This window comes from Lacibacter sediminis (assembly GCF_014168535.1).
Classification (GTDB): domain Bacteria; phylum Bacteroidota; class Bacteroidia; order Chitinophagales; family Chitinophagaceae; genus Lacibacter; species Lacibacter sediminis.
In genome coordinates this window covers 2,110,325-2,137,192 of the sequence record NZ_CP060007.1, presented here as the reverse complement: position 1 = coordinate 2,137,192, position 26,868 = coordinate 2,110,325, and the positions used below count along the sequence as shown (strand labels likewise).

At 41.0% G+C, this 26,868-nt stretch carries 21 protein-coding genes; 15 read left to right on the top strand and 6 right to left on the bottom strand.

What is annotated here, in order from left to right:
* The 4 genes from pyk (at position 1) to H4075_RS09090 (ending at position 5,303) form a co-directional block, all read left to right on the top strand.
* Entirely contained in the window at positions 1-1,497 is a 1,497-nt protein-coding gene (gene pyk, locus H4075_RS09105) for a pyruvate kinase (RefSeq protein ID WP_182806106.1), read from the top strand.
* 77 nt (positions 1,498-1,574) lie between these two features.
* Complete coding sequence (gene pxpB / locus H4075_RS09100) at positions 1,575-3,323, top strand: 5-oxoprolinase subunit PxpB (protein WP_182806104.1); 1,749 nt, start codon at positions 1,575-1,577, stop codon at positions 3,321-3,323.
* 62 nt (positions 3,324-3,385) lie between these two features.
* On the top strand, positions 3,386-4,126 hold the full coding sequence (locus tag H4075_RS09095; protein ID WP_182806102.1) for a 5-oxoprolinase subunit PxpA: 741 nt from the start codon (positions 3,386-3,388) through the stop codon (positions 4,124-4,126).
* Complete coding sequence (locus H4075_RS09090; protein ID WP_255460416.1) at positions 4,107-5,303, top strand: NRAMP family divalent metal transporter; 1,197 nt, start codon at positions 4,107-4,109, stop codon at positions 5,301-5,303. Before H4075_RS09095 ends, H4075_RS09090 begins: the two co-directional genes overlap by 20 nt.
* A 33-nt stretch (positions 5,304-5,336) precedes the next feature.
* On the opposite strand, the gene H4075_RS09085 is transcribed toward H4075_RS09090, so the two are convergent.
* Complete coding sequence (locus H4075_RS09085; protein ID WP_182806100.1) at positions 5,337-5,687, bottom strand: hypothetical protein; 351 nt, start codon at positions 5,685-5,687, stop codon at positions 5,337-5,339.
* A 101-nt stretch (positions 5,688-5,788) separates the two neighbouring features.
* On the opposite strand from H4075_RS09085, the gene H4075_RS09080 reads away from it, so the two are divergent.
* The 3 genes from H4075_RS09080 (at position 5,789) to H4075_RS09070 (ending at position 10,025) form a co-directional block, all read left to right on the top strand.
* A complete protein-coding gene (locus H4075_RS09080) occupies positions 5,789-6,316 on the top strand; it encodes a 2'-5' RNA ligase family protein (protein ID WP_182806099.1) in 528 nt (175 codons plus the stop codon).
* A 95-nt stretch (positions 6,317-6,411) separates the two neighbouring features.
* Positions 6,412-8,304 (top strand): CocE/NonD family hydrolase, encoded by a 1,893-nt coding sequence (locus tag H4075_RS09075; RefSeq protein ID WP_182806097.1) that lies wholly within the window; start codon positions 6,412-6,414, stop codon positions 8,302-8,304.
* A 44-nt stretch (positions 8,305-8,348) separates the two neighbouring features.
* Positions 8,349-10,025: a beta-N-acetylhexosaminidase gene (locus H4075_RS09070; RefSeq protein ID WP_182806095.1), complete on the top strand. Its 1,677-nt coding sequence runs from the start codon at positions 8,349-8,351 to the stop codon at positions 10,023-10,025.
* A gap of 135 nt (positions 10,026-10,160) precedes the next feature.
* On the opposite strand, the gene H4075_RS09065 is transcribed toward H4075_RS09070, so the two are convergent.
* The 5 genes from H4075_RS09065 to H4075_RS09045 all read right to left on the bottom strand — a co-directional run bounded on the left by H4075_RS09065 (position 10,161) and on the right by H4075_RS09045 (position 14,698).
* Positions 10,161-11,288 carry a TlpA disulfide reductase family protein gene (locus tag H4075_RS09065; RefSeq protein WP_182806094.1) on the bottom strand — a complete coding sequence of 376 codons (1,128 nt, stop codon included), beginning with the start codon at positions 11,286-11,288 and terminating at the stop codon, positions 10,161-10,163.
* A gap of 7 nt (positions 11,289-11,295) precedes the next feature.
* The gene (locus H4075_RS09060) at positions 11,296-12,381 is read right to left on the bottom strand and encodes a TlpA disulfide reductase family protein (RefSeq protein WP_182806092.1); all 1,086 of its coding nucleotides are present in this window, start codon (positions 12,379-12,381) and stop codon (positions 11,296-11,298) included.
* A gap of 4 nt (positions 12,382-12,385) precedes the next feature.
* Complete coding sequence (gene hisIE, locus H4075_RS09055; protein WP_182806090.1) at positions 12,386-12,988, bottom strand: bifunctional phosphoribosyl-AMP cyclohydrolase/phosphoribosyl-ATP diphosphatase HisIE; 603 nt, start codon at positions 12,986-12,988, stop codon at positions 12,386-12,388.
* A gap of 134 nt (positions 12,989-13,122) precedes the next feature.
* Positions 13,123-13,881 (bottom strand): imidazole glycerol phosphate synthase subunit HisF, encoded by a 759-nt coding sequence (gene hisF, locus H4075_RS09050; protein WP_182806088.1) that lies wholly within the window; start codon positions 13,879-13,881, stop codon positions 13,123-13,125.
* 142 nt (positions 13,882-14,023) lie between these two features.
* A complete protein-coding gene (locus H4075_RS09045; RefSeq protein ID WP_182806086.1) occupies positions 14,024-14,698 on the bottom strand; it encodes a C40 family peptidase in 675 nt (224 codons plus the stop codon).
* 201 nt (positions 14,699-14,899) lie between these two features.
* Between H4075_RS09045 and dnaE the strand changes: the two genes are divergently transcribed.
* The 8 genes from dnaE (at position 14,900) to H4075_RS09005 (ending at position 26,868) form a co-directional block, all read left to right on the top strand.
* Complete coding sequence (gene dnaE, locus H4075_RS09040) at positions 14,900-18,532, top strand: DNA polymerase III subunit alpha (RefSeq protein WP_182806085.1); 3,633 nt, start codon at positions 14,900-14,902, stop codon at positions 18,530-18,532.
* A 107-nt stretch (positions 18,533-18,639) separates the two neighbouring features.
* Positions 18,640-19,038, top strand: coding sequence for an HYC_CC_PP family protein (locus H4075_RS09035; protein WP_182806083.1), 399 nt, complete (start codon positions 18,640-18,642; stop codon positions 19,036-19,038).
* Between the two features lie 94 nt (positions 19,039-19,132).
* Positions 19,133-19,684, top strand: coding sequence for a heavy metal-binding domain-containing protein (locus tag H4075_RS21675; RefSeq protein ID WP_182806081.1), 552 nt, complete (start codon positions 19,133-19,135; stop codon positions 19,682-19,684).
* 88 nt (positions 19,685-19,772) lie between these two features.
* On the top strand, positions 19,773-21,062 hold the full coding sequence (locus H4075_RS09025) for an efflux RND transporter permease subunit (protein WP_182806080.1): 1,290 nt from the start codon (positions 19,773-19,775) through the stop codon (positions 21,060-21,062).
* A 2-nt stretch (positions 21,063-21,064) separates the two neighbouring features.
* Positions 21,065-22,990: an efflux RND transporter permease subunit gene (locus H4075_RS09020; protein ID WP_182806078.1), complete on the top strand. Its 1,926-nt coding sequence runs from the start codon at positions 21,065-21,067 to the stop codon at positions 22,988-22,990.
* Entirely contained in the window at positions 22,977-24,242 is a 1,266-nt protein-coding gene (locus H4075_RS09015; RefSeq protein ID WP_182806076.1) for a TolC family protein, read from the top strand. Before H4075_RS09020 ends, H4075_RS09015 begins: the two co-directional genes overlap by 14 nt.
* The gene (locus H4075_RS09010) at positions 24,239-25,669 is read left to right on the top strand and encodes an efflux RND transporter periplasmic adaptor subunit (protein ID WP_327059413.1); all 1,431 of its coding nucleotides are present in this window, start codon (positions 24,239-24,241) and stop codon (positions 25,667-25,669) included. Before H4075_RS09015 ends, H4075_RS09010 begins: the two co-directional genes overlap by 4 nt.
* Positions 25,670-25,671: 2 nt before the next feature.
* Complete coding sequence (locus tag H4075_RS09005) at positions 25,672-26,868, top strand: efflux RND transporter periplasmic adaptor subunit (protein WP_182806074.1); 1,197 nt, start codon at positions 25,672-25,674, stop codon at positions 26,866-26,868.

Below are 26,868 nucleotides of genomic sequence, written 5' to 3'. Positions count from 1 at the left end.
ATGTCGAAGAACGTTGCAAAATATTTACATACAGAAATGGATAAAGAAGCAGGTAAACGACACATGAGCAGCCATCGCACAAAAATTGTTGCTACAGTTGGACCTGCATGTGATACATACGATAAACTATTGGAGCTGGTAAGATCGGGTGTAAATGTTTTCCGTCTTAATTTTTCGCATGGTGCGCATGAAGACAAAGCACAGATCATTGAGCACATCCGCAACATCAATAAGAATGAGCCTTACAATATTGCCATCCTTGGTGATCTGCAAGGCCCCAAACTCCGTGTAGGTGAAATGGAGAACGGTGGTATTGAAGTGGCCGAAGGCGATATCCTCACTTTCACGAACGAAAAACTTATTGGCACAAAAGAGCGTATTTACGTTTCTTACCCCGACTTACATAAAGACGTAAAACCAGGCAACATCATCTTAATTGACGATGGTAAACTTGAAGTGAGAGTGGTGGGCATTACCCGTGAAAAAGATGTGCAGGTGCAGGTTACATTGGGTGGAAAGTTATCTTCAAAAAAAGGGATCAACTTACCCGATACAAAAATTTCTTTACCGGCATTAACAGATAAAGACCTTGCTGATCTTGAATTCATCATTGACCAGGAATTGGATTGGGTAGCACTTTCATTTGTACGTAATGTAAAAGATATCATCATCCTGCGTAATAAACTCGATGAGCGCAAAAGCAAGAGCAAGATCATTGCAAAAATTGAAAAGCCTGAAGCTGTTGCAAATATCCGTGACATCATTATCGAAAGTGATGGTATCATGATCGCTCGTGGCGATCTTGGTGTTGAACTTCCGGTTGAACAGGTTCCATTGATCCAGAAAGACATCATCCGCAAATGTATTCACCGTGCAAAACCGGTGATCGTTGCTACACAGATGATGGAAAGTATGATCGACCGTGTAAAACCAAATCGTAGTGAGATCACCGACGTTGCCAATGCTGTACTTGAAGGCGCAGATGCGGTAATGTTGAGCGGTGAAACTGCAACAGGTAATCATCCTTCTTTAGTAGTTGAGACAATGGTGAAAATTATTGAAGAAGTTGAAAGCAGTTCTTACTACCGTTACGATCGTGAAGAAGATTTGAAACCGCAACCGCACTCTCCTTCTTTCCTGAGTGATGCGATCTGTTATAATGCCTGCGAAATTGCAAAAGACGTTAATGCAAAGGCTTTAATTGGTATGACACAAAGTGGCTACACTGGTTTTATGTTGAGCAGCTTCCGTCCGAAAGCGCCATTGTTCATCTTTACAAAAGAACGCACATTGGTCAATCAGTTGAGTCTTAGCTGGGGTGTTCGTGCATTTTACTATTCAGAAGAGATCAGTGTAGATGATATCATCAACGACCAGATCAACATTCTGAAAGAAAGAGGATTTGTAAACCCTGGTGATATTGTAGTGAATACTGGTAGTACGCCTGTTCATCTTCATCTGCCAACCAATCTTATCAAGCTTACTGTTGTTGACTAAAATCTTCAACAAATCAAATAAACTGAAACGCTCCTTTTATCAGGGGCGTTTTTATTTAGTTCGTATTTTCATATTTGATGCAACACTTCAGGTTTATACCAGTCAATGAATCATCGCTGCTCATTTCATTTGGAGATGTGATTCATGAAGAAGTACATGCACATGTAATGAAGGCTAAAGCTGTAATTGAAGCAAACCCGTTCCCGGGTTTTGTGGAAACAGTACCTGCCTATACTTCTCTTTCCGTTTATTACAATCCGGTTGAAGTTGAGAAAAAGAATGAAACAGTTACAGAAACTGTTCTGCAAACATTACAACAGTTATTAGAACCAGATTTCGCAGAACAAATTACTCCGACAGGAACATTAGTTGAATTACCTGTTTGCTATGATCATCACCTTGCACCTGATCTTACTGCAAGTGCTGAAAGCTTGAATTTATCAGTTGAAGAGCTAATTACTATTCATTCAGGCAAAACATACAAAGTATTCATGATCGGCTTTACGCCGGGATTTCCTTATATGGGCACTGTTGATGAGCGCATTTTTACACAACGTAAAATTCAACCCCGATTAAAAGTAGAACCGGGCTCTGTAGCTGTTGCAGGCAATCAGACAGGCATTTATCCATTTGCGACACCGGGCGGCTGGAATATTATCGGTCGTACTCCCCTGCTGTTATTTGATCGTAACCGTTCAAATCCATTCTTATTAAAAGCAGGTGATGAAGTAAAATTTAAATCAATTACAAAAGATGAATTTGAAAAGTACGATACGTCAGACTCTTTCGTCGGACGGGATACGCAAAACGTCATCAATCGTCCGACGAAGGCGTCTGACGAGAAAAAGCAAATTCTACATATTGAACAATGCGGTTTCTTAACCACGCTGCAGGATACAGGCCGTTCAAATTATCTTCAGTTTGGTGTGAGTAAAGGCGGCGCAATGGATGTGCATGCAGCACAACTTGCCAATACACTTATTGGTAATGAAACAACGGCTGCTGTTTTAGAGATCACCCAATCGCCGCATCGTTTTCGTTTTATACGGGACACGCTCCTTGCGTTTACAGGCGGTGGTTTGCAACCGCAATTACAGGAAACGTTATTGCCGATCAATCAACCACTATTTATTCCGGCAGGTACAAGCGTTGAATGTAAACAACAATTACCCGGCTTTCGTTTATACATGGCCGTGGCTGGAGGGTTTGAAGCAGAACAATTTCTGAATAGCTACTCAACTGATCTGTTGGTAAAAGCCGGTGGCTATCAAGGCAGAGCATTACGGAAAGAGGATGTGTTGATGCAACACAATGAACTAACTATTTTACAGCAACGACTGTTGAAAGTTTTAAAGGCTGGTGCTTTAGTTGAGATCAATCATGAACTGCCAACAACTACAAGCAACCGCATTCGTGTTTTACCGGGAGTTGAATGGAATTATCTTGACGATACATCAGCACAACTATTTTCACAAACTTCTTTTACCATCGGTCCGCAAAGCAGCCGTATGGGTTACAGATTAAATGAAAAGATCTTGAAGCCCGGCAGGGCTTGTGAGATCATCTCTTCACCTGTAACCCAAGGAAGCATTCAATTAACGCCGTCAGGAGAAATGATCATTCTTATGGCCGATGCACAAACTGTTGGCGGTTACCCACGCATTGCACAGGTTTGTTCCGTTGATCTTTCTTTACTGGCGCAAAAGAAACCGGGTGATAAAATTCAATTTCAAATAGTAAGTTTACAGGAAGCAGAACAGTTGTACATGAAACGTGTGGATGATTTGAAGCGGGTGAAAGAAGTGTTACAATCTGTTATCAAATAAAGAATAAATCATCGTCTTAAATATGGTCTGACGGTCTTCGACCGTACCGGCCAATGTGCAACATGAAATCAATTGATCTTAATTGTGATTTAGGTGAAGGATTACTAACTGATGAACAGATTATACCGCTCATCAGCAGTGCCAATATTGCCTGTGGTTATCATGCAGGAGATATGGATACGATGAAGCGCACCATTGAATTATGCCTGCAACATAACGTTGCCATTGGTGCACATCCATCGTGGCACGATAAAGAAAATTTTGGTCGAACAGAAATGCAAAAAACAGCCGAAGAAATTTATGACATTGTAACAGCACAACTTTTTACCATCGCTCAACTCGCAAAAGAACAAGGAGCAGTTTTGCATCATGTAAAACCTCATGGAGCTTTGTACAATCAATCTGCAAAAGACAAAACAATTGCAGCAGCTATTGCAAAAGCTGTTTACGATTTTGCCCCTTCGTTGATCATGTTTGGTTTAAGTGGCAGTATTTCATTGACCGAAGCAAATAGATTTGGTTTACAAACTGCACATGAAGTATTTGCTGACCGTACTTACCGGGATGATGGCAGCTTAACTCCCCGCTCCCAACCCAATGCATTAATTACCGATGAACAGACATCGCTCCAACAAATACTACAACTGATCAACACACAAACAGTAACAACTGTAACAGAAAAGATCATTGCCTTAAAAGCAGATACTATTTGCATACATGGCGACGGCAGCAATGCCGTTGTATTTGCAAAAACCATTTCATCGGCATTAAAACAAAACCACATTGACATCAAAGCAAACTAACTGGAAACTATTGGGTGGCAAAGGTGCAGGCGCTGCTTTTCTTATGGCAACATCAGCAATCGGGCCCGGCTTTCTTACACAAACCACTGTGTTTACACAGCAGCTGATGGCAAGCATGGGATTTGTAATTCTTGTGTCGGTGATCATTGATATTATTGCTCAACTCAACATCTGGCAAATACTCACAGCCAATAACAAACGTGGTTCAGAACTGGCAAATGAAGTTGTTCCCAACAGCGGACACGTACTTACAGTACTGATATGCATTGGCGGACTCGCCTTCAACATCGGTAATATTTCAGGAGCAGGTTTGGGTTTGAATATTTTATTTCCGGTGAGTGTTGAAACCGGGAGCATCATCAGCGCATTGATCGGCATTGTGATCTTTCTATCGAAAGATATTGCAAAGTCGATGGATCTCTTTGTAAAGATCCTCGGCATTGTTATGCTTGGTCTTATGTTGTATGTTGTATTTTATGCAGAACCTCCTCTTGCAACTGTTGTTCATCGCACAGTTATACCTTCTACAATCAACTTCACTTCCATTGTTACATTAGTTGGCGGAACCGTTGGTGGCTATATTACTTTTGCAGGTGCACACCGTTTACTGGAAGATAAATCAGCAACACTTAGTATGCAACAGGTGAAACGGAGTGCGGTGAATGGTATTGTATTGACAGCCGCCATGCGTATTTTATTATTCCTTGCAGTGTATGGCATCTTAAATCAGGGCTTTCAGTTGAATGAAGCAAATCCTGCAGCATCCGTGTTCCAGGCAGCAGCAGGCACGTTGGGTTATAAAATATTTGGCATTGTGTTATGGTGTGCAGCCATCACTTCTGTTGTTGGTTCTGCTTTCACTTCGATTACATTCTTAAAAACATTACATCCTGTTTTTAATCGTCAGCAACGCCTCGCCACCGTTCTGTTTATCCTTATCTCAACAGGCATCTTTTTATTTTGGGGCAAGCCTGTTTTTATTTTGATTGTAGTAGGAACTCTCAATGGTTTTATACTTCCGTTTTCATTGGGATTGATGTTATGGGTGATGATGAAACGAAAATTACCATATTACCAACATCCTGCATGGTTACTTTGGAGCGGATGGATGGTTGTAGCTGTGATGTTATGGATGAGCGTAGTGACGTTTATCAATGAAATACCGAAATTGTTTTAACTCCAGCTGCTAACAATCCCCAAAATACATCTGCTACTTTTTTAGTGCCTGCCAGGTCCAGATTGCACCAAGTAAATCAACAATGCCAAAACCAATTAACATTGGCGAAGCTAATTTTAATAACACAAATGCAACGAACCCGCAAAATATAAAAATACGTGCCGCTACAGTTAGAGGGAAAAAGCTGACAATATTTTTACTGCCACTTTGTTGATAATAAAAAGCTATAGCAATTACAATCAAGCCCACCACTCTTATCCATACTTCTTTAGTTGCAGGCATCTGCGTAAGTGAAAGCAAAGAATCGGGTGCTAGCACCAATGTCAGACCAACCACATAAAGATACAGACCAAAATAAAAAACAGATTTAGCTGCTGCCGACATGGGAATAATTTTAGATGAATAATAGCAGAAGGTATTAATTTCATTTGCAAAATGCAAGCTTACCAGTAAAATAAATGAACAATCAGCAACCATCTCACAGTATGTTTTACATCGCTGTACTTTGTTCACCTGAGATCGACAAAAAGATACAGGCATACAAATTATGGATGCGAGATCGTTTTGGTTGCACCGTAGCACTAAAATCGTCTGCACACGTCACACTCATCCCACCATTCTGGTTGCTGAATGAAAAGGAGCAACTAATGATTAACACCATTCATTCTTTTCAAACAAAAATCCCACCTTTCAATATCCATCTTCAGCAATTCTCCCATTTCAGCAACAGGGTAATTTTTGCAGCCGTTGAAGAAAATCATCAGTTAGGTAGTCTGAGAAAAGCTGTGGAAGATCATTTTATTCAACCATTCCACGATGAGATCAAGCCGGATGACCGTCCTTTTCACCCTCATGTAACCATTGCCAACAGGGATATTAAGCCCGGCGATTTTAACAAAGCATGGGATCATTTCAAACGGCAGCCATTTGATGAGCAGTTTGAAGTGAATAGCATTTCTCTTCTTAAACTCACTCCCGGCAAGTGGAATGTGATTGCCGAACAGCGTTTTTAATAGCAGTTGCAGGCTGTGCAACCGATTGTACCGAATATATAACCGGTGGACTGGTCTCAGCCAAATTCAATAACTTTCGTGCCTAAATCGTTAGCATGAGAAAACTTGCATTCACACTACTATCGCTCTTCTGTTTTTTATCGCTCAGCTCGCAAACACTCAACCTCCAGGATTCTGCGTGGATACGTGATAACTATACAAAGAAAGAGATCATGATTCCCATGCGGGATGGCATTAAACTATTCACCGCTGTTTACACACCAAAGAATAACAGTGAAGCGCATCCCATTTTAATGAATCGCACACCGTATTCCTGTGCACCTTATGGTGAAAATAACTTCCGTGCTTTCTGGGATAATCAATGGCGTTATTATATGCGCCGCAATTACATCATCGTTATCCAGGATGTTCGTGGCCGTTGGATGAGTGAAGGTGAGTTTATGGATGTACGTCCCTTTAACCCCAACAAAAAAGGAACTGAGTTTGATGAAGCAAGTGACACGTATGATGCTATTGATTGGTTGACAAAAAATATTCCGAACAACAATAAGAAGGTGGGCATATTTGGAATTTCCTATCCGGGTTTCTATTCTACCATTGCTGCATTGAGTAATCATCCATCGCTTGTGGCAGTTAGTCCGCAGGCTCCTGTTACCGATTGGTTTATGGGTGATGATTTTCATCACAACGGCGCCTTCTTTCAAATGGATGGATTTTCATTTTATTCATCTTTCGGCAAGCCTCGTCCAAAACCAACAACAGTTGGTTCGCCGGGTTTTCAATTCCCAACAAGAGACGCTTATAAATTCTATTTAGAAGCCGGCTCTACAAAAAATCTTGCAACACTTATTGGCGACAGTATTGCTTTCTGGCATGAGATGTATAAACACCCCAATTATGATGATTGGTGGAAAGCACGTAACATCCGCAACTTCGTCAACAATGTACCGACCCATACAGCAACACTTGTTGTAGGTGGCTTGTTTGATGCAGAAGATTGCTTTGGCGCATGGCGCACGTATGAAGCCATTGAAAAGAAGGCAAAGAATAACAACCGTATTGTGATGGGTCCATGGTATCATGGGCAGTGGAGCAGAGGCGATGGCACCAGTTTAGGTAATGTAAAATTCGAGAGCAACACTTCTACTTATTATCAAAATGAAATTGAATTGCCTTTCTTCATGCATCATCTTGAAGGCAAAGCGAATATTGATCAACTTGCTGAAGCAACGATTTTCTTCACCGGCGAAAATCAATGGCGCAAGTTTACACAATGGCCTGCTGCCAATGTAAAAATGACACCGATGTTCTTACAACCAAATGGCGGCTTGAGCTGGAACAAACCAACTTCATCCAATAGTTCTTCCGAGTATGTGAGTGATCCTGCCAAGCCTGTTCCCTACACAGAAGATGTGCATTTCAGCAGAACCATTGCTTACATGACCGATGATCAGCGTTTTGCCAATCGCCGTACAGATGTACTTTCTTTTCAAACAGAAATCTTAACGGAAGATGTTACACTTGCAGGAACAGTGATTGCTGATTTGCTTACCAGTATTTCAACAACTGATGCAGATTTTGTGGTGAAGCTGATCGATGTATTCCCTAGTGATTTCAGTTATCCGGGTTCTGCATCAGCAGCAGGTCGCTTAGGTGGCGGAAGTTATCCAATGGGCGATTATCAGATGTTGGTGCGTGGCGAAGTAATGCGTGGACGCTTTCGTAACAGTTTTGAAACACCAGCTGCTTTTACTCCAAACAAAGTTGAGAAGGTGAAATTTGAATTACCTGATGTGGCACACACATTCAAAAAAGGGCATCGCATTATGATTCAGATTCAAAGCAGTTGGTTCCCGTTAGTAGATCGTAACCCGCAGCAGTTTGTAAATATTTACGAAGCAAATGCAAAAGATTACATCAAAAGTACCATCAAAATATGGCACGATGCAAAGAACGGATCAAACATTGTGTTACCTGTTTTAAAATAAATTCAGTCATTATTTATAACCCCTAAACAAAATCAAACCAGCAGATGAAAAGGTTTTTATCGATCATGTTTGTCAGTTGTTCGCTTATTGTTTCGGCGCAGGAAATTAGTATTATTCCGCAGCCATACGAAATGAAACAACCTGAAAAAGGAACGTACACGTTAAAACAAAAGATTACCTGGAGCAGCAATTTCCCTGATGGTGATGGCGCAAATGCAGTTACCAACTATCTAACAGAATACTTAAAAAAGTATTACAACATCGAAGCTGTGCAGGCAAAAGGCAGCAAGGCTGATATTGTTTTTTCTTCAACACGCATGCCTACAGGTGGTGCATTAGCTTATCGTTTAAACGTAAGTAAGAGCGGTGTCCGCATCGAAGCAAATTTTGATGAATCTGCTTTTCATGCAGTACAATCACTCATTCAATTATTGCCTGTTCAACAAAACGGAACTGCTGCAATTCCTTTTGTGAAGATATTTGATAAAGCCCGTTTCGATTACCGTGGTATGCATCTCGATGTGGGTCGTCATTTTGCTCCGGTATCATTTGTAAAAAAATATATCGACTATCTCGCTTTGCATAAGATCAATGTTTTCCATTGGCATTTAACGGAAGACCAGGGATGGCGTATTGAGATCAAGAAATACCCTGAGCTTACGAATATTGGCAGCAAACGCAATGGTACCATCATTGGTCGTTACCCCGGAAAAGGCAACGACAATAAACCTCATGACGGCTATTATACACAGGAAGAAATTAAAGAAGTGGTGGCTTATGCAAAAAGCCGTTTTGTAGAAGTTATTCCGGAAATTGAAATGCCGGGGCATGGCAGTGCAGCGATTGCTGCTTACCCGTCATTAAGTTGTTTCCCCAACAGGACAACAGAAATTCCGTTAAATATGGTTTCGTTGAAAACAGTACAGGAGGCACAAAAGGGCCGTGTGAAATTTGTGCAGGAAACATGGGGCGTGTTTGATGATGTGTTTTGTGCAGGTAAAGATGAAACATTCAAGTTCCTTGAAAATGTATTGGATGAAACGATCTCACTTTTCCCTTCGAAATATGTGCATATTGGTGGCGATGAGTGTCCGAAAACACATTGGAAACAATGCCCTAATTGCCAGAAGCGCATGAAAGAACTGAAGCTGAAGGATGAACACGAACTGCAGAGTTATTTTATTCAGCGTATTGAAAAATACCTCAACGCCAAGGGTAAAACAATTATTGGTTGGGATGAAATTCTGGAAGGCGGACTTGCACCAAATGCACAGGTGATGAGCTGGCGTGGTGAAGCGGGCGGTATTGCTGCTGCAAAAGAAAATCATTATGTTATCATGACACCGGGCAGTCACATGTATTTCGATCATAAACAAACTGCAAATGAAGATTCAGTAACCATTGGAGGTTTTACAACTGTACAAAAAGTATATACGTATGAGCCAATTCCAAAAGAATTACCTGAGTCGCAGGCGAAATATGTACGTGGTGCGCAAGCCAATGTATGGACCGAATACATGAACAACAGCAGTAAAATTGAATACATGATCTTCCCCCGCATGGCTGCATTGAGTGAAGTATTATGGACAGCAAAAGAAAAACGTAATGCTGCCGATTTTGAAAAACGTTTGCTTGTTCAGTTTAAACGTTATGACCTATGGGGAGCCAATTACAGTAAAGCATACTTTGATCCGAAATCAACTGTGGAAGCAAAAAAATAAAATTGTAAGGCACAAGAACCAAGGAACAAGATTCAAGGTTCAAGGCACAAGAGAAAAGCCGGTGTTCATTTTGAACACCGGCTTTTCTTATACTTGTAACTTGTTTCTTGAGTTTCTTTCTTGCGTCTTGTCTCTTTACTTCAATATTTCTTCCAGCTTCTTCTCCAACGCTTCGCCTCTTAAATTTCTTGCTATCACCACACCGTTTGGATCAAGCAGCATATTAAACGGAATACCTAAAATGCCAAACTGCTGTGAGGCTGCATTTTCCCATCCTTTCATATCACCCACTTGCGGCCAGGTATACTTATCATCTTTAACTGCTTTTAACCATTTGTCTTTACTTTGATCGAGTGAAACGCCAAAAATTTCAAAGTTCTTTGGCTTATACTTTTCGTATGCCTTCACGAGGTTTGGACTTTCCGCCCGACAGGGACCACACCAGCTTGCCCAGAAATCAACCAATAAATATTTACCACGAAACGATGAGAGTGAAATGTTCTTTCCATCAGCAGTTGGTTGTGTAAAATCGGCAGCTACTACGCCAACCATCGATTTCTTTCCAACATTGATCATTTCCTGTAAACGCTTCCCTTTCCCCGAACTACGCAGGTTTTCATTCAGCAATAAATATAATGGCTCTCCTTTCGCTGCATCCATATCAAAACCCAGAGCCTGCTCCGCCATGTACAAAGAAACAGGTGAAGACGGATTGTTTTTTACAAACTTCAACTGTTCTGCGTGGATCAGTTCCTGGTGAACCTTGAACATTTCCATCAACTGATTGGCAGCTGTGCTGTTCTTCGCTTTGTTATATTCATAATAAACATCACCAATCTTATCTTCCAGTTCTTTTAACCCTTTTGTTTGCTGTTGGTATTTGTAATAATCATTTACAATAGCTGAGCCTTTTACTTCGGCTTCGCTCAACCATGTTTTTGAAACAATGGTGATGGTTCCTTCATCAAGAAAAAGAGTAAGGTTGCTGCGGCGGTATTCCGTCATGTCAAATCCTTTACCTGCCGGTGGATTTGCTTCCTGCAACATCAATGTGGCCATTACAGGTTCGTCAATCTCACCACTGATGGTGAACTTTCCGTTTTCCACTTTTGCTTCTTCGGCTCCGTTGCCGTTATTCCAGCTCAGCAATACATTGTACTTCTTCGTTGCAGGCGGCAAAGTACCTGTTACAGTAAATTTTTTTTCTTGTGCTGTTGCATTTACAAAAGCAAATACAAGCACAACTGTCAACAATTTTTTCATGCTTACTTTATTTGAACAATTCTTCTAATCGTACCTGAAGTTCTTCTCCACGTAGATTTTTACCAATGATCATTCCATCGGGGCCGATCAACAGGTTTTGTGGTATAGACGTGATCTTATAAATACGTGCTGCTTCGTTACTCCAGAATTTCAGATCGCTTACATGTGTCCATGCAAGGCCATCCTGTGCAATTGCTTCCAGCCACTTGCTGCGGTCACGGTCAAGTGAAACCCCTAACACCGTAAAATTTTTTGCCTTGAATTTGTTGTATGCAGCAACAAGATTTGGATTCTCCATGCGGCAAGGGCCACACCAACTCGCCCAAAAATCAACCAATACATATTTGCCACGAAACGATTGAAGTGATATTGGATTACCCGATGTATCAGCTTGTGTAAAGTCAATGGCTTCGGTACCAATAGCACCGATCTTATTTTCTTTTACAATGCCACCCACCATGCGACCATAAAAACTCTTTTGCGCCACTTCAGAAAGCTTTGCATAGTTAGAGTCTAACACATCAGGCTGCTGAAACACACTATAGATCACATACAACAACAAAGGTGTTACAGGCGATTGATTATTTTTCTGAATATAAGCATCAGCTGTGCTGTTGATCTCGGTTACAAGATTACGCACAAGATTGTAAATAGAATCCTGTTTGCTTTGCATGGCCGGGTTTTGCAATTGCTTACCATAACCATCAAGCTTCATAAAATAAGGGTCGAACTGCTGACGGAAACGTACAAAATCATAATTCGTTTTTGATCCATTTACCACAGCTTTTTGTAAAGAATCAACATGGGCATTTATGGTTACAACAGACGGATCAAGGAAAATTCCAAGGTTCTGTTTACCACCTTCAACACTCAACACATAGAGTGCTGTTTCGGTGATGTTGCCTTTCAGTTCAAACTTGCCGTTCTTAACTGTTGATTCAGCAAGTGCTTCGGTATCCTGACCATCCATACGCAAACTCACCTTTGCATTTTCTTTGGCACCTCTGATGGCTCCCTTGATCTGAAAGGATTGCTGTGCCTGCAGTTGCAGCGCAAACACAAGCGACAAACATATCGTTAAAATAGATTTCATAGTATTAATCTGAATGAGAATGACGCTGTTTTAAAACGTAGATCACATCCTGCAAAGAAACATTTTTCGCCCTTAATAAAACGATAAAATGGAAGAGCAGATCTGCTCCTTCGTTTAAGAAAAGCTCCTCATTATTATCTTTTGCTTCAATAATAATTTCGGTTGCTTCTTCCCCCACCTTCTGTGCAATTTTATTGATGCCTTTATCGAATAAGCTTTTTACATAGCTTTTACCGTCCGTACTTTTCCGGCGCAATTCGATGATCTCTTCTAAATACGATAAAAAGTCGTCGCTGTGATTTTTTTCGCTCCAGCAGGTATCGGCACCCGTATGGCAGGTTGGACCAGCCGGCTCAGCTTTGATCAACAAGGTATCCTGGTCGCAATCGAGCAACACCTGTTTTACGGTTAAAAAGTTGCCGCTTTCTTCGCCCTTTGTCCAAAGTCGTTGCTTACTGCGGCTATAAAATGTCACCTTGCCGCTTTCTTCGGTTTTAATAAATGCTTCGTTATTCATAAAACCAAGCATCAATACTTTACTGGTTTTATAATCCTGGATGATGGCCGGTAACAGTCCATCGTGGTATTTCGAAAAATCTGGTTTCAACGTGTTGATTTTTATTATTTATTTGATTGAAACACTAATAGCGCCGATTGAAAAGATATTACTGATCTAAATCAAATCCGTTTAATCCGCATTTACCCGTGTTATCTGTATCTCTATTGTCTTGCTCCGCAAAGCTAAATCCTTACCGCAACATTTCTCTCCTTCAAGTATGTTTTCAGGTCAGCAATTTCAATTTCTTTAAAATGAAAAATACTTGCAGCTAATCCTGCATCAGCGTAAGCCAGTTCAAAAACATCTGCAAAATGCTGCATTGTTCCGGCACCACCGCTGGCAATTACCGGAATTGGTAACTCAACCGACAGTTTCTTAGTAATATCCAATGCAAAACCCTGCTTGGTGCCATCGTTGTTCATACTGGTGAGCAGAATTTCACCTGCACCCAGATCAACACCCTGCCTGGCCCAATCAATACATTTCATCTCGGTTTTGGTTCTGCCACCATTCAGGTACACATACCATTCGCCGTCTTCCTCTTTCTTGGTATCGATTGCCAGTACACAACATTGACTGCCTGCAGCCAATGCAATATCATTGATGAGTTGAGGATTTTTAAAAGCCGCTGTATTTACACTCACTTTATCAGCACCGGAATTGAGCAGTACGCTCATATCTTCCACAGTGCTGATGCCACCGCCAACTGTAAATGGGATGTTCACATGACGTGCAATACGCTTTACCAATTCGCTTAAGGTTTTGCGTTTCTCAACTGTAGCGGTGATATCAAGAAACACCAGTTCATCTGCACCCTGTTGGGCGTACAAGGCACCCAGTTCAACAGGATCGCCGGCATCACGCAGGTCAACAAAGTTGGTGCCCTTTACCGTGCGGCCATCTTTAATATCTAAACAGGGAATAATGCGTTTCGTCAACATATATTAAATCTGGGCGAGGTATGCCATATTTCCAACAGTCTGTGAAATTTCATCAACCTGTATTTAAATATGGAATATCTATTTGTTCAAATAAAAAAGGCTTCAAGTCAAGTTGAAGCCAGGTTCGTTACAAAGATAATGTTTATGGTTTGGGTGAACTATTTTGTAATACCCGCCCTGCTCCCAGCAACTTCCGGCTCCAGTAGGTTTCATTCAGATCGCTGATCATAACCCCACCCGATGTGGATGCATGCACAAACTTATTGTTATGCAGGTACACGCCTACATGCGACACACCACCACGTGTATTGAAGAATATCAGATCACCTTCCTTCAGATCATCCATTGGTATCCACGAAGCCATCTCTTTCTGTTCACGGGCCGTGCGTGGTAACTGCATAGCAAAAACACCCATCATCAATGTTTGTACAAAAGCAGAACAGTCGATCCCTTTCTGTGTAGTGCCGCCTAAACGGTAAGGCGTACCCCACCAGTTATCGATCAACTCGTATAATGATTTGTTCTGGATTGTTTCAACCGGCACATCTAAACGGATGGCATATTTGAACTGTGAGAGCGAAAATAATTCGAGTGATGAGCTGTAAGAAGCAACATCCTTTGTTTGAAAAATACTTGATTGCGGAGTTGATGTAGAAGAACTTGTGCGTACACGTTTGTATTCAGGTCGCACTTCATTTTTTTCTTCAACTGTTGCGGATGCGGTTGAAGACTGTTTCGGCTGAAACGCATTCTTTACCGTACTGCAACTGGTGAGCAGTAATATGGCAGACAGATATGTAAGCAAATGTCTAATCATGGTATTGAATTTATCCAACGGCGCAAAAGTAGCGACGCAGCCCCTTTTCATCAAGAAACGAGCCAAATCGTCTATCCGTTAAAGATAGCTATTGAGGGATTGCTGACAAATTTTCACCCGTTGTTTTATCTAAAACGTTCATTTTGTGGATTTCTTATTCGCTTTTTTTCGATTGAGAACAACGAAATTTGACGCCTGACTATGACTAAATTTTCCCATTTACACGTTCACACGCAATATTCTCTGCTCGATGGAGCCGCTTCCATCGGTTCATTATACAATAAAGCCATTACTGATGGTATGCCGGCGTTGGCCATCACCGATCATGGTAATATGTTTGGAGCCTTCCAGTTTGTGGCCGAAGCTTACAAGCATAAAAATGAAGATGGTTCTTTGAAAGTAAAACCCGTTGTTGGTTGCGAATTTTATTTAACCGAAAACAGGCATATAAAAACCTTCAGCAAAGAACAGCGGGATCATCGTTATCACCAGGTATTGCTGGCTAAGAATGAACAGGGCTATAAAAATCTTGTAAAACTTACATCGCTTGGTTTTATAGAAGGCATGTACAGCAAGTATCCACGTATTGATAAAGAACTCATTCATAAATACCACGAAGGATTAATTGCAACCACCTGTTGTCTTGGTGCCATGGTGCCACAAATGATCCTGAATAAAAGTGAAGAAGATGCAGAGAACGAATTCAAGTGGTGGCTGAATATTTTCCAGAAAGATTATTATGTAGAAATACAGCGCCACGGCATGACCGAGCAGGATAAAGTGAATGCGGTGCTGTTGAAGTTTGCAAAGAAGTATGATGTAAAAGTTATTGCAAGTAACGATTCGCATTATGTGGATCAAACCGATTTCAATGCGCATGATATTTTGTTGTGTATCAACACCGGCGAAAAACAAAGCACTCCTGCCCTGCGTGAATTTTCTGATGATGATGTGAATGTGAAGAACAAACGCTTTGCGTTTCCCAATGATCAATTTTATTTCAAGACTACTGCAGAAATGAAAAAGGTATTTGAAGATGTGCCCGAAGCCATCGACAATACCAATGAGATCGTTGATAAGATCGAAGTACTTAATCTGAAGAAAGATATTCTGCTTCCGGCCTTCCCTATTCCAAAAGAATTCCAGGTGCATGATGATGCCAACCTGAATCAATGGGAGTTTCTGAAACATCTTACTTATATCGGTGCAAAAGAACGTTATCATGAAATAGAAGAAACCACAAGAGAACGTATAGACTTTGAATTGTTCACCATTAAAACAATGGGCTTTGCCGGTTACTTTTTGATCGTTAGTGATTTCATTAAAGCCGGTCGTGATATGGGTGTGTTTGTTGGGCCTGGTCGTGGTTCAGCTGCAGGAAGTGTGGTGGCTTATTGTATCGGCATCACGAACATCGACCCTATTAAATACAATCTACTGTTTGAGCGTTTCTTGAATCCTGATCGTAAATCAATGCCGGATATTGATACGGACTTTGATGACGAAGGAAGACAAAAAGTAATTGATTACGTCGTTGATAAATATGGTAAAGCGCAGGTGGCGCAGATCATCACTTATGGCACCATGGCAGCGAAGAGTAGTATTGCCGATGTTGCCCGTGTAATGGATCTGCCATTGGCTGAGAGCCGTGCTTTATCGAAGCTGGTTCCCGAACGTCCAGGTGTTTCGTTGAAGAGAGTGTTACATGCACCGTTCACCGGCGAAAAAAGTTTAGCAGAGAAGGAAGCCTTTGGTCCTGATGAGTTGGAAATGGTGAAAAAGATCAGGCAGGTTTATGCCGGCGATGATTTGCCTTCGAGAATTTTGCATGAAGCAGAAATTTTAGAAGGGTCTGTTCGAAACACAGGTATTCACGCAGCAGGTATCATCATTGCACCAAGAGATCTCACAGATTTAATCCCTGTTTGTACTTCGAAAGAATCTGAACTCTGGTTAACACAAATTGAAGGAAGTGTAATTGAAGATGCAGGTGTTATCAAGATGGACTTTCTTGGTTTGAAAACATTGAGCATTTTGAAAAATGCCTTGCAGCTCATCAAACAAAATCATGGAGTAGAAATAGAAATCGACAATATTCCATTGGATGATACGAAAACATTTGAACTGTATCAACATGGCTCTACCATTGGTACGTTCCAGTTTGAAAGTGTGGGTATGCAAAAGTACCTGCGTGAGTTAAAGCCCGATCAGTTTGGTGATTTGATTGCGATGAATGCCTTGTATCGTCCCGGCCCTATTGCCTACATCCCCAACTTTATTGATCGTAAACATGGAAAGGAAGCGATCAGCTATGATCTTGCTGAAATGGAAGAATACCTTAATGAAACTTATGGTATTACTGTCTACCAGGAACAGGTGATGTTGCTTGCACAAAAATTAGGTGGCTTTAGTAAAGGTGATGCCGACGTACTGCGTAAAGCAATGGGTAAAAAGCAAAAAGCAGTACTGGATAAAATGAAAAAACAGTTTATTGATGGTGCTACTGCAAAAGGGCATCCAGCAGATAAACTGGAAAAAATATGGACCGATTGGGAAGCGTTTGCACAATACGCTTTCAATAAATCGCATTCTACCTGTTATGCGTTTGTAGCTTATCAAACAGCTTATTTAAAAGCACACTATCCCGGCGAATACATGAGTGCGGTGTTGAACAACGCCGGTGCCATTGAAAAGATCACCTTCTTTATGGAAGAGTGTAAACGCATGGGCATTAAAGTACTTGGCCCTGATATCAATGAATCACAAAATGGTTTTGCAGTGAACAAAGCCGGTGAGATCCGTTTTGGATTAGGTGGATTAAAAGGCGTAGGCGAAGCAGCCATTGACAGTATTATTGAAGAACGTGAAAAGAAAGGACCATATAAAGATGTGTTTGATTTTATCAAGCGTGTCAACCAACGTACGGTTAATAAAAAATCACTGGAGAGTCTGGTGTACGGCGGCGCATTCGATTGCTTCAAAGAATATCATCGTGCACAATACTTTCATGTGATGCCGGGTGATACAGTAAACACATTGGAACGTATCATCAACTTCGGCAACCGTTTCCAGGCGAATGTGCAAAGCAATACCAACACCTTGTTTGGTGAAAGTATGATGATGGAAATTCCTACACCAAAAATTGTAAACTGTGAAGAGTGGACATTAACAGAAAAACTGGATCATGAAAAAGAGATCACGGGCATTTTTATCAGCGGACATCCATTAGATCATTTCAAATTTGAAATGCAACATTACAAGATCACACCGCTTAGTGATTTTAATGAATTTAAAGAAGCCATTCTGTTACATGCAAATCCATTCCAGACATTTCGTTTAGCTGGCCTCGTTACTTCACATAACCAACGTGTAACCAAAACAGGAAAGCAGTTTGGCATTTGTATGATTGAAGATTACACCGGCAATACAGAGTTCGCCTTATTTGGTGAAGACTTCGTCAAGTTCAAAGATCATTTCACTCCCGGTGCAGTTGTGTTTGTGACAGGTGTATTTAAAACACGCTGGAACAAAGACGATGACTTTGAATTCAAGATCAACCAGGTGCTGTTGCTTGAAACAGTAAAACGTACCATGACCAAACAACTCATTGTTGATATTGAACCACGTTTCCTCACCGAAGAGATGGTAAGCTTTATGGAGAAGAACGTAAAGAAAAATCCCGGCAAGAGCAATCTGAAATTCAATTTATACGAGCCAAAGGATAACTGGAAAGTGGGCATGTACACGGTAGAGAAAGGCTTTGAAATGAATGATGAGATGGCCGCATTCCTGCTGGATAAACCCGAATTGAATGTAACTGTCGTGCATGCATAATCAGTGTAAAAATTAATACAAGTAAACTCTAAAATTCAAGCCAACTGACTATTGTCAGTACATTTTCATACCGATTCGCAAGAAATGTTGGTAATTTAGCATTTCAGATGAAAAAGCTCGTAGTAGCCATATTATCTTTTCTCTACATCAGCACCTCCAGCGGAGCCACGTTGCAAATGCATTATTGCATGGATAAACTGGTGGACTGGAGTATTGGCCACAATGATGAGAAGAACACCTGCAACAATTGCGGGATGGAAAAAGATGGTAAGGGCAAGAACGGCTGCTGTAAAGATGAACAAAAGCAATTAAAAATTGAAAAAGATCAGAAAACTGCAGCCGCATTTGAACTTACACTTTCATTAGCAACAGCTATACCTGTATCGCATCCTGTTTACAACCTCGTTGTCATTCCTTCTGTAACAGAACAATTCCCTCTAAGCAACGCACCTCCACGAAGTCCGCAATTAGCTGCTTATATCCGCAACTGCACATTCCGTATTTAATTCTTTTCGTTTGTATAAGCCGGGCAATCATGTTGCCGGGCTATTGGTATTTGCATATATACCGCTTCTATTCTTCACTTTAAAAAACAACAACATGAAAACGTTTCAATTACTGTTGATGGCAGTATTTACCATCGTTTCTGTAAACATAGTTGCCCAGGAAAAAGCAGGCAAGAAAGATAAAGGGCCTCACCCTACATTATACACCTGCCCAATGCATGATTCTGTTGCTGCAAAAAAACCAGGCAACTGTCCGGTTTGCGGCATGAAACTGGAGCTTTCTAAAAAAGAACAGATGAAGAAAGATGTAACAAAAACGTACAGCTGTCCCATGCATGCAGATGTTACAAGCGACAAGCCCGGCAAATGCAGTAAATGCGGTATGGACCTGAACATGTCGAAAAAAGAACAAATGAAAACCGAGGTCATGAAAACTTACAGCTGCCCCATGCATCCTGAAGTTACAAGTGACAAACCCGGCAAGTGCAGCAAATGCGGAATGGACCTGGTGAAATCAAAAGAGAAAACAAAAACAGAAGTGGCAAAAACTTATGTATGTCCTATGCATGCTGATGTTAAAAGTAACAAGCCCGGTAAATGCAGCAAATGCGGAATGGATCTGAAGAAGAAAGATCATAAGCATTGATCAGTTCAAAAAAGAACAGAATGTTGAAGAGTGCGACGCAACAAATGTTGAATAGCATTACTTCAGCCGGATACAAAAAATAAGAAATATGGTTCGAAAATTAATTGAGCTGGCCTTGCGAAACAGGCTTGTTGTATTGCTGGTGGCAGCAGGCCTGTTTGCTTACGGCATTTACTCCATTAACAAAAACCCGATCGATGCTATTCCTGATTTGAGCGAAAACCAGGTGATCGTTTTTACGGAATGGATGGGTCGTAGCCCGCAGGTGATCGAAGACCAGGTAACGTATCCATTAGTAAGTAATCTGCAGGGAATTCCAAAAATCAAAAACATCCGTGGCTCTTCCATGTTCGGGATGAGTTTTGTGTATGTGATTTTTGAAGACAACGTTGATATCTATTGGGCGAGAACAAGAGTGTTGGAACGTTTGAATTTTGCTCAACGTTTATTGCCGCAAGGTGTAACGCCTTCGCTGGGTCCTGATGGCACAGGTGTTGGTCATATTTACTGGTATCATCTGGATGCACCAAAGATGGATCTGGGTGAACAACGTGCATTACAGGATTGGTATATCAAATTCGCTTTACAAACTGTACCCGGCGTTGCTGAGGTAGCATCGTTTGGTGGATTTGAAAAACAATATCAACTCGTAATCGATCCGGTGAAACTGCAGTTCTACAACATCTCCCTGATGGATGTCATGAACAAAGTGAAGAGCAACAACAATGATGTGGGCGGACGAAAATTTGAAATGGCCGACATGGCTTACATCATTCGTGGTCTCGGTTATATGAAAAACAAAACAGATGTAGAAAACATTGCATTAGCCAATTACAATGGCATTCCTGTTCGTGTAAAAGATATTGGCTCAGTACAGATGGGTGGTGATTTGCGTCTCGGCATTTTTGATATGGATGGAAAAGGCGAAGTGGTTGGTGGCATTGTGGTAATGCGCTACAATGAAAACGCCAACAAAGTAATTGCAGCCATCAAAGAAAAAATGAAAGAAGTGGAAAAGGGATTACCCGAAGGTGTAAGTTTCAAAACTTCTTACGACAGGAGTACATTGATTCAGGAAGCAGTTGAATCAGTAAAAGGAACATTGATCGAAGAGATCATCGCTGTATCAATAGTTGTACTGCTGTTTCTTTTTCATTGGAGAAGTGCTCTCATCATCCTTATACAATTACCTATTTCAGTTGCAGCAGGTTTTATTTTCCTTGAAATGTTTGGCATCTCATCGAATATCATGTCGCTCACAGGTATTGCATTGGCCATTGGCGTGGTGGTGGATGACGGCATTGTGATGGTGGAAAATGCATACAGGCATATCAGCGAAGCACAAACAGAAAAACTTTCATCAACCGATAAAGCGTAAATATGGCAAAGTGGTTTAAACGGGAAAAAGATCCATTAACGGCGGCTGAAAAGATGGAGATCATCGAACGTTCGTCGAAACAGGTTGGGCCGGGTGTTTTTTATTCAACCATTATTGTGGTGACATCATTTCTTCCTGTGTTTTTATTAACCGGTATGGAAGGCAAACTCTTTCATCCATTAGCATGGACTAAAACATTTATCCTGCTGATCGATGCTGTACTCGCTATTACATTAATGCCTGTGCTGATCTCTTTTTTCTTGAAAGGCAGATTAAAACCCGAAAGCGCCAATCCAATTACCAGAACATTAGAAAAAATCTATACACCCGTTTTAAAATTCTGTTTAAAATGGCGTAAAACAACCATTGCTGTCAATCTCATTGCATTGGCTGTTGGCATTATCATGATGACAAGATTGGGTTCTGAATTCATGCCGCCTTTAGATGAGGGCTCATTACTATTCATGCCGGTAACATTGCCCGATGTTTCCAACTCAGAAGCAAAGCGATTGTTGCAGGTGCAGGACAAATTGATTCGCACTGTACCTGAAGTGGAACATGTATTAGGCAAAGCCGGTCGTGCAAATACTGCAACGGACAACTCTCCTATCAGCATGATTGAAACCATCATTCTCTTAAAACCAAAAAGTGAATGGCGTGATAACATGACGAAAGATGCCATCATCAATGAACTGAATGCAAAGATGCAAATACCCGGTGTTACAAATGGTTGGACACAGCCCATCATCAATCGTATCAATATGCTGTCTACAGGTATACGCACCGATGTAGGATTAAAAGTATACGGACAAAATCTCGACAGTATTTATGCATTTGCGCAAACCATCAAAAAACAACTGGAAGGAATTGATGGTGTAAAAGATCTCTATGTTGAACCGATCACCGGAGGTAAATACATCGACATTGAAGTAAAGCGTGAAGAGATTGGTCGCTATGGCTTAAGTGTCGATGATGTAAATCTTGTAATTGAAAGTGCATTGGGCGGTATGAAGCTTACAACAACTGTTGAAGGCCGTCAACGTTTTTCAGTGAATGCAAGATACGGGCAGGATTTCCGTAACAATCTCACTGCATTAAAACGCTTACAGGTGCAAACAATGGACTTCGGCCCTATTCCTTTAGAAGCTGTGGCAGATATCAAGTTGAGCGACGGGCCGCCGATGATCAATTCTGAAAATGCAATGTTGAGAGGCACGGTGTTGTTCAATGTGCGTGAAAGAGATTTAGGAAGTACTGTGAAAGAAGCGCAGGAACGCTTGAACCAGATGATCACCAAATTACCCAAAGGTTATTTCTTAGAATGGAGTGGTCAGTGGGAAAATCAAATTCGTGCCAATCAAACCTTAAAAACAATTCTACCCATTGTACTCATCATCATCTTCATGGTGTTGTACTTCACTTATCATTCATTTAAGGAAGCGGCAGTCACCATGATCACCGTTCCGTTTGCATTGATTGGCGGAGTTTTTATGGTTTATTTCTATGGTATCAATTTATCAGTTGCCGTTGCCGTTGGTTTTATTGCACTGTTTGGAATGGCCATTGAAACCGCTATGCTGATGACCATTTATCTCAACGAAGCCATGCAGAACATGGTAGCCAAACATGGTAACAGTAAAGCAACGCTCACCAACAATATCATTCGTGAATATGTAATTGAAGGTTCTGCAAAACGTTTACGTCCAAAATTGATGACGGTATCTGTTGGGTTGTTTGGTTTGATCCCGATCCTTTGGGCAACAGGTGTTGGCAGTGATATTATGCGGCCCATCACCATTCCATTAATTGGCGGCACCATTTCATCCACCATATATGTATTACTGATCACCCCGGTGATTTTTGAAATGATAAAAGAACGTGAATTAAAACGTAACGGTAAAATTGAATTGATCGATGTTAAAGAATAAACTACTCACAGCAATGTTTGTACTTGTTGCACTTTACAGCAACGCACAAACAATGAAACTCAATGCCATCATTGACAGCATCACCGTATCGCATCCAGTTGTAAAAATGTACAACAACGAGATCCGTTCAATGGATGAAGCTGCAAAAGGTGCAAAAAGCTGGATGCCGCCTGAGTTCAGCAGTGGATTATGGATGACACCCTACAACCCGAGCCTCTGGAAAAAGATGGATGATGGTATGGGTGGTTTTAATGAAGGCATGGGTCAGTACATGATCGGTGGGCAACAAATGTTTCCCAACAAACAAAAGCAAACGGCAGATGCGAAATACATGGAAGCGATGTCGTCTGTAGAAAAAGAAAAAAAGAATGCTTCTCTCAATGAACTGATCAACGATGCCAAACAGTTTTACTACGAATGGATCATTATAAAAAAGAAGCTGGCCATTCTTGATCAAAACGAAAAGCTGCTGGAGTTCATGATCAAAAATGCGGAGATACGTTATAAGAATGGATTGGAGAAGATCAGTGCTTACTACAAAGCCAAAGCTGCATTAGGCAATGTGCAGAATATGCGGTTAATGTTTGAAAGCGACATCAAAGAAAAACGTATACGCATAAATGCATTGATGGGCCGCAACTCAATGATCAATTTTGATATTGACACTGCATATCAACTGAATGATTATTCATCATTGGTATTCGACAGTACACTGCTCTACAACAATCGGAGTGATCTCAAGGCAATTGACAAAGACATTACACTTAACTGGCTGAAACAGGAAGCAGAAAAGAAAAGCCTCAAACCGCAGTTCGGCATTCGCTATGAACATATGTTTGGCTTTGGCGGCTTACCTATGCAGTTTTCATTGATGGGCATGATGAAACTGCCGCTTACAAAATGGTCGTCGAAAATGAGCAGGGCAAATGTGGAGAGTTTAAAATGGAAAGCAAGTGCATTGCAATCACAAAAAGAAATGATGCTGAATGAATACAGCGGCATGGCCTACGGCATGCGAAATGAACTTGAATTGAAACGAAAACAATTGAAGCTGTATGATGAAAACATTATCCCTGCTTTAAAAAATAATTACAAAACCATGCAATTGGGTTATGAGCAAAATACGGAAGAGCTGTTTATGCTGTATGATGCATGGGAAACCTTGTACATGACACAACTGGAATATACCAAGCTGCTCAACCAGGCTTTGAAACTGCAGGTAACGATTGAACGTTTAATTGAACGAAAATGAATTTACAAATGAGCAATTGGCAATCAGCAAAGATCAACAGGCAAAGAGCAAGACGCAAGGCTGTGTTTTTAGTCATGGCTTTTGCACTGCTGCTTATGTCTTCGTGTAAAAATGAAGACAAACATACAGATCATAACAATGAAAAAGCAGCAGCGATGTACACCTGCCCCATGCCGCAGGATTCAGTGTTCAGCGATAAGCTAGGCACTTGTCCAAAGTGCGGTATGGAATTGGTGAAGATGGAACAACCTGTCATGAAGCAAGATCATCATCATGAAAATGAAGCCGCAGAATATACCTGTCCCATGCATCCTGAGATTATCAAAGACAAACCCGGCTCCTGCCCCATTTGCGGAATGGATTTCGTGAAAAAAGAAACGGGTGGCAGTGCATCAACTGAAATTGGATTGGAAGCATTACTTAAACCAACCAATGAGTTTGTGGTGTCATCTATTCCGGTTACAACCATAGAAAAGAAAGAGGAGCATATAAAAATAGAAGCGTTGGGAACAATTGCTTACGACACAAGAGCAGTTGGAACTATTTCAGCAAGAGTAAGCGGACGCATTGAAAAACTGTATGTACGTTATCGTTACCAGAAGATCAGCAAAGGTCAACGTATCATGGATATTTACAGTCCGGAGATATTGACGGCCCAACAGAATTTATTATTCTTGTTAAAAAATGATCCGGAAAACAAAACCTTCATTGAATCGGCAAAACAAAAATTATTGCTACTTGGTATGAGTAGCGAGCAATTACAACGAGTGGTTCAAACAAAACAAACATCATTTACTATTTCCGTTTACAGCAAATACAGCGGACACGTTCATGAATCGGCCGGTGCTTCTATGAATACGTCATCAGAAAAAATGAAAGACATCTCTCAATTAACAGAAGAACTTTCATTGAAAGAAGGCATGTATATCAACAAAGGTCAATCGGTATTCATCGTCTATAATCCAAATCAGGCATGGGCACTGTTGAATATTTTTGGCGACAACCAGGGTCTTGTAAAGAAAGGGAACAGCGTACACATTATTCCTGAGACAGCACCCAACAAAGACTTCCGGGCAAGTATTGATTTTATTGAACCCTTCTACCGGAAAGAAAGTAAAACATTAACAGCGAGAGTATACTTCAATAACAGCAGCTTAAAAATTCCGATCGGCAGCCAGGTAAGAGCGGTGATCAACGGCAATTCAAAAGATGCTTATTGGCTGCCAAAAGAAGCTGTGTTATCGCTTGGGTTAGATAAAGTGGTGTTTCATAAAGTGGATGGTGGCTTTAAAGCACACAAAGTGAATACGGGCATTTTGCACGACGAACATATTCAAATCATCAGCGGATTAACAGCTACGGATTCTGTTGCCGTGAATGCACAATATTTAATGGATAGCGAAAGCTTCATTAAAGTAAAACAATAATTATGCGACATCTTTTTATACTTCTCATTTCAGCCTCTGTTCTTATTTCGTGCAAGAACAAAGCTATTACTAAAACTGAGAGCGATGTATACTACACCTGCTCCATGGATCCACAGGTGGTGGAGCAAAAGCCCGGTAAATGTCCCATCTGCAAAATGGATCTTACACCCGTTAAGAAAAGCAATGGCGATAAGAAAGATGAAATACAATTGAGTGATCAGCAGATCCAATTGGGGAATATTCAAACAGATACTATCCGTAACGGAACAATCGGTGATCAGTTGGTATTAACAGCCAGTCTTAATTTCGATCAGATGAAAACATCATCGGTGAGTTCAAGGGTGATGGGACGTGTAGAGAAATTATATTTTAAAAATATCGGGGACTATGTAAGCAAGGGTGCAGCGTTGTATGCCATCTACAGTGAAGACCTCAACAATGCCAAACAGGAATACCTGCTGGCACTGGAACAGAAAAAAACATTTGCAACAGAAACAGCTATCGACTTTGAACAGTTATTGCAAAGTGCTAAAAACAAATTACTGCTGTGGGGAGTGAGTGAATCACAGATCAATGAACTGGCGAGAACGAAAAAGGCTTCACCTACAACAACATTTTACAGTACAGCATCGGGCTATATCACCAGCATGGATATTCGTGAAGGCGATTATGCAATGGAAGGCGGAACAATAGTTAAAATGGCCGATCTCTCTACACTTTGGGCTGAAGCACAGGTGTACACTTCTCAACTTGCAGCAATAGATCTCAACAGTACAGCCACTGTTCAACTGCCGGATATAGATGGTAAAGAAATTAAGGGACGTATTGAATTTGTGAACCCGGAAATTAATCCTGATACAAGAATCAATCTTATACGTGTGTCTATTCCGAATACCGGCAATGAGTTAAAGCCCGGCATGTCGGCTTATGTAGTATTAAAAAGCAGACAACGTCAATCGCTTACTCTACCAATAGATGCGGTGATCAGGGATGGTAAAGGCGCTACTGTGTGGATCAGAACCAGCGGACAATCTTTCAAAAGTAAAATGGTGCAGGTTGGATTGGAAAGTGATGATCGAATTGAAATAAAATCGGGGTTAACAGCTGGTGATGTTGTAGTCATCAGCGGCGCCTATTTATTGCACAGTGAATACGTCTTTAAAAAAGGGGCCGATCCAATGTCAGGTCACAACCACTAA

Bases quoted from the DNA above. Each gene is read 5' to 3' on its own strand.
- pyk (WP_182806106.1), top strand. From the start codon at position 1: ATGTCGAAGAACGTTGCAAAATATTTACATACAGAAATGGATAAAGAA.
- pxpB (WP_182806104.1), top strand. From the start codon at position 1,575: ATGCAACACTTCAGGTTTATACCAGTCAATGAATCATCGCTGCTCATT.
- H4075_RS09095 (WP_182806102.1), top strand. From the start codon at position 3,386: ATGAAATCAATTGATCTTAATTGTGATTTAGGTGAAGGATTACTAACT.
- H4075_RS09085 (WP_182806100.1), bottom strand. From the start codon at position 5,687: ATGTCGGCAGCAGCTAAATCTGTTTTTTATTTTGGTCTGTATCTTTAT.
- H4075_RS09080 (WP_182806099.1), top strand. From the start codon at position 5,789: ATGTTTTACATCGCTGTACTTTGTTCACCTGAGATCGACAAAAAGATA.
- H4075_RS09075 (WP_182806097.1), top strand. From the start codon at position 6,412: ATGAGAAAACTTGCATTCACACTACTATCGCTCTTCTGTTTTTTATCG.
- H4075_RS09070 (WP_182806095.1), top strand. From the start codon at position 8,349: ATGAAAAGGTTTTTATCGATCATGTTTGTCAGTTGTTCGCTTATTGTT.
- H4075_RS09065 (WP_182806094.1), bottom strand. From the start codon at position 11,288: ATGAAAAAATTGTTGACAGTTGTGCTTGTATTTGCTTTTGTAAATGCA.
- H4075_RS09060 (WP_182806092.1), bottom strand. From the start codon at position 12,381: ATGAAATCTATTTTAACGATATGTTTGTCGCTTGTGTTTGCGCTGCAA.
- hisF (WP_182806088.1), bottom strand. From the start codon at position 13,881: ATGTTGACGAAACGCATTATTCCCTGTTTAGATATTAAAGATGGCCGC.
- H4075_RS09045 (WP_182806086.1), bottom strand. From the start codon at position 14,698: ATGATTAGACATTTGCTTACATATCTGTCTGCCATATTACTGCTCACC.
- dnaE (WP_182806085.1), top strand. From the start codon at position 14,900: ATGACTAAATTTTCCCATTTACACGTTCACACGCAATATTCTCTGCTC.
- H4075_RS09035 (WP_182806083.1), top strand. From the start codon at position 18,640: ATGAAAAAGCTCGTAGTAGCCATATTATCTTTTCTCTACATCAGCACC.
- H4075_RS21675 (WP_182806081.1), top strand. From the start codon at position 19,133: ATGAAAACGTTTCAATTACTGTTGATGGCAGTATTTACCATCGTTTCT.
- H4075_RS09025 (WP_182806080.1), top strand. From the start codon at position 19,773: ATGGTTCGAAAATTAATTGAGCTGGCCTTGCGAAACAGGCTTGTTGTA.
- H4075_RS09020 (WP_182806078.1), top strand. From the start codon at position 21,065: ATGGCAAAGTGGTTTAAACGGGAAAAAGATCCATTAACGGCGGCTGAA.
- H4075_RS09015 (WP_182806076.1), top strand. From the start codon at position 22,977: ATGTTAAAGAATAAACTACTCACAGCAATGTTTGTACTTGTTGCACTT.
- H4075_RS09010 (WP_327059413.1), top strand. From the start codon at position 24,239: ATGAATTTACAAATGAGCAATTGGCAATCAGCAAAGATCAACAGGCAA.
- H4075_RS09005 (WP_182806074.1), top strand. From the start codon at position 25,672: ATGCGACATCTTTTTATACTTCTCATTTCAGCCTCTGTTCTTATTTCG.